Raw genomic sequence first — 3,287 nt, 5'->3', positions numbered from 1 at the left:
CATCAAAAGATTAGCCAGAAAAACTATCTGTTTCTCTAAATCTGAATTAATGCACTACCATTGCGCTTTTAAAGCAGGTGGAAGCAGCTTACCCCTTGGCAGCTACCATTTATGTGATCTGTGATAATGCCCGATATTATCGTTCAAAATTAGTCAGTCATTTTTTAGAAACGTCTAAAACACAATTGGTATTTTTGCCTTCTTACTCTCCCAATCTGAATTTAATTGAACGGCTTTGGAAGTTTATGAAGAAAAAAGTGCTTTACAATAAATACTATGAACAATTTAATATCTTTAAGCAAACAACTCTCGAGTTCTTTGACAATATTCAACGATACAAAACAGAACTTGATTCGTTGTTGACCAATAACGTTCGCCTGATTGATGCTCAATAATCCTAAAACTCATTCGTGGTAGGTATATATACATCAATAACACTTTGGTTGGTATGAATATAGCAGATATAACTACCAGGGAATATAACGGCAAAACAATGATGCTGCACTATATTAAACTGGCAGCAGCCCACCCGGGATCTGACTAAATATAATCGATTTATGTCAGTGGTATCCTTTACTAGAGGATTCGCTCTGCAAAGACATACACCACAGATACCCGTCATTACTTATTACGAAGCAGCTTCAGCAAGCAGTTATTTGCAATCCAGCAATCTTGATATGTACCCTAAATTTAAAACTCTGGAAAACCTGATAAAGAAAATCGCAATTGATTTATATGCTCCTGAGGATTTGATAACCAATAAATCATTACACGTAAAGGATTATCTCGCGATTGCAAAACCATCGAGGCCCCCAATAAATTTTTTTGGACAGAGAATGAACTTGCGAACAAGGGATTTGAAGAAAGATACCAGACAGACAAGCAAAGTTTATTAATTGGATTCATCAATAATGAAGCCAATTTACAAAAATTGGCTAGAAAAATTAATCTCTATTGTTCTGAAGATAACGATTTTAATCATATTGTTAATTATTACCTCAGGGCAAGTAATAGTCCCTTATTTACGGCAGCAAAACTATGAGTATTTCTTGATTAAATACAACATAATTTTTTTCATCAAGATCCCGTTCTGAGGTCAAATTTACAGACTAAAATTATAGGTTCGGTGAACTACATTATCGGTATAGGATAAGAATATTGTTCTTTAGAACAGGGCTAACTTAGAATAATGGAATTGTTTTTTACAAACAGTAAGAGTTGATTGCTACATTATTTTCTCTGGATAATGAGACAACCCTGAATAGTTCTTAATTGCCCACCAAATATTTACAGATAATTCTTTATGTTCATTGAGATTATAAAAATCTCTTTTATCGAGATATTTCAGAACATGAAACGCTATGGTGTTTTCGAATTTCCCCGTTCACGACACACTTGCTCGGTGTCATGAACAGACTGGCACGTTGATTAATTGGTTAAGTTCCTGACACAACGAATGCCGTAAACATTTATTTTGGTAAAGTTGCTCTGGTAATTGTCGCTGGCCTCGAAGTGTTGGTGCCATACGAAATCTTGTGTATTGTTCGAGTCTTCCGTAGAACTCCAATAATAGCCTTCAATACTTGCAATACCTGTGTTTACCAAGAGCCGCTGGATGTTAGTGCTGTCTATGCTACATGACTGTGAACCAGGAAAAGAGGGATAATCACCACCAGAACCAAACGGTCCCAGATCACAAGTGGAGGGCAGATACCAATCGTTATAACAGGTGGCGCCTCCAGCGCATGCCGTCTCGGCATTGTCACCAGTCAATGGCTGACGGCAACGACCTGCAACGTAGCTGGTCAGGGCATTGTTTTTGTAAAAAACCTGGATGTTATGGGTTGCGCACGCTCCATCATTTACTGCATCGCAATTCAATTGCCTTGTCTGAAAGGTCGCTGCGGGAGCCGCAGGACTTGGCGTGACAGATGTTGATGTATCATCAATGCCCCAGATATTGTCGCATGCGCCATCTGGCACCCAATTGATGCCATTAGGATAAGCTGGAGCCTGATCTGTCGTTGCTACTACTTTGCCGTTGATGCTTGTTGTAGATGGTGTCGTATCATCAATGGAGAACAAATAGCCTCCTTGATATTGACAACCATAGCCCAAAACAACGGCTTTGACTGGGGGGCTGCCTGTCAGGACATTAAAAGTACTTGGCTGTGGAGCGCCTCCTGCAGTACACGCGTTACTTAAATTATCATTGGAGGTTGTAGTGCCGGGAGTTATGGTTAAAGTACAAGAGCCACCGTTGGCTGCCAGTGCACTACCGGTACTGCATGTTGTTGCGATTGTTACATCACTTGGTAGAGCTGGAGTAAAATCAGAATAAATTACAGGTAAAGCCTCCAGAGTTACAGGAGCAGCTGAATTGTTGGTAAGGGTAATAATTCTTGTTTTATGGCTGCTGCCAAGGCTAGAAAGCGCTAGTGTCGATGGGCTTACAGCAAGTCCGTTTGTTGGTGTTGCAGAACCTGATAAGGACGCAGGTCCTGTTTGGCTCAGTCCCGTTTTTTGGGTAACTGTACTAACAGCAAAAGTATAAGCTGTGCCATTTGTTAAGCCCGTAACCGTGCAGGTCAATGAGGAAGTGCTGCAGCCTGCGGTGGTGAAGGTTGTTCCTGAGGTCAGACCGTAAGTCACGGTATAACCCGTAATTGTTCCAGTACCTATATTACTTGGCGCTTTCCAACTGATTACAGCCTGGCTATTGCCCGGAATGGCAAACACGTTGCTTGGGCCTTTTGCCACAGGGAAAGGGGCTACTACTGTAATCGTTTGCTGCGTTTGCGACGCAGCGTTGTATTCAGCATTTCCTCCTTGATTGGCATCCAAAGTACAATTACCTGCTGCATCGAATGTTACTGTGCTGCCGCTGATTGAGCACACACTGCTACTACTGGCATCTACGGTGATGTCTACCGGCAAACCTGAACTTGCTGTCGCAGTAATGTTATACGTGTTTCCTGGAATTGGGGTTGACGGTGCTGTACTAGTAAATGTAATGGTCTGGCCTTTTTTGCTTACCGTCATGGTTTGTTGAACTTGTGTGGCAGCATTGTACTGTGCATTACCTGCCTGATTGGCTTTTACGACACAGCTGCCGCTTGCATTAAATGTTACGGTGCCACCACTAATTGAGCACACGCTGCTGCTACTGGCATCTACGATGATGTCTACGGCCAAACCGGAGTTTGCTGTCGCTGTGACATTATACGTGTCACCTACTGTTGGGGTTGCTGGTTGGGTGCTGGTGAATGTAATGATTTGGTCTTGCT

General features: G+C 41.9%; 2 protein-coding genes and 1 pseudogene. 2 read left to right on the top strand and 1 reads right to left on the bottom strand.

Annotated features, from left to right (window positions below; all coding sequences use genetic code 11):
- Positions 1–59: 59 nt before the first annotated feature.
- A pseudogene (locus Q0495_RS06000) lies at positions 60–278 on the top strand (transposase); the annotation flags it as partial.
- 279 nt (positions 279–557) lie between these two features.
- Entirely contained in the window at positions 558–896 is a 339-nt protein-coding gene (locus tag Q0495_RS05995) for a hypothetical protein (protein WP_298624109.1), read from the top strand.
- A 532-nt stretch (positions 897–1,428) separates the two neighbouring features.
- On the opposite strand, the gene Q0495_RS05990 is transcribed toward Q0495_RS05995, so the two are convergent.
- A partial coding sequence (locus Q0495_RS05990) for a fibronectin type III domain-containing protein (RefSeq protein ID WP_298624107.1) occupies positions 1,429–3,287 on the bottom strand: 1,859 nt, incomplete at its 5' end.

Origin of the sequence: uncultured Legionella sp. (assembly GCF_937871865.1) — a bacterium.
Classification (GTDB): Bacteria; Pseudomonadota; Gammaproteobacteria; order Legionellales; family Legionellaceae; genus Legionella.
The sequence above is the reverse complement of the archived record's forward strand: the minus strand, read 5'-3'. Positions and strand labels throughout refer to the sequence as shown.

Excerpts from the sequence above, each read along its gene's own strand:
- Q0495_RS05995 (WP_298624109.1), top strand. The coding sequence starts at position 558 with ATGTCAGTGGTATCCTTTACTAGAGGATTCGCTCTGCAAAGACATACA.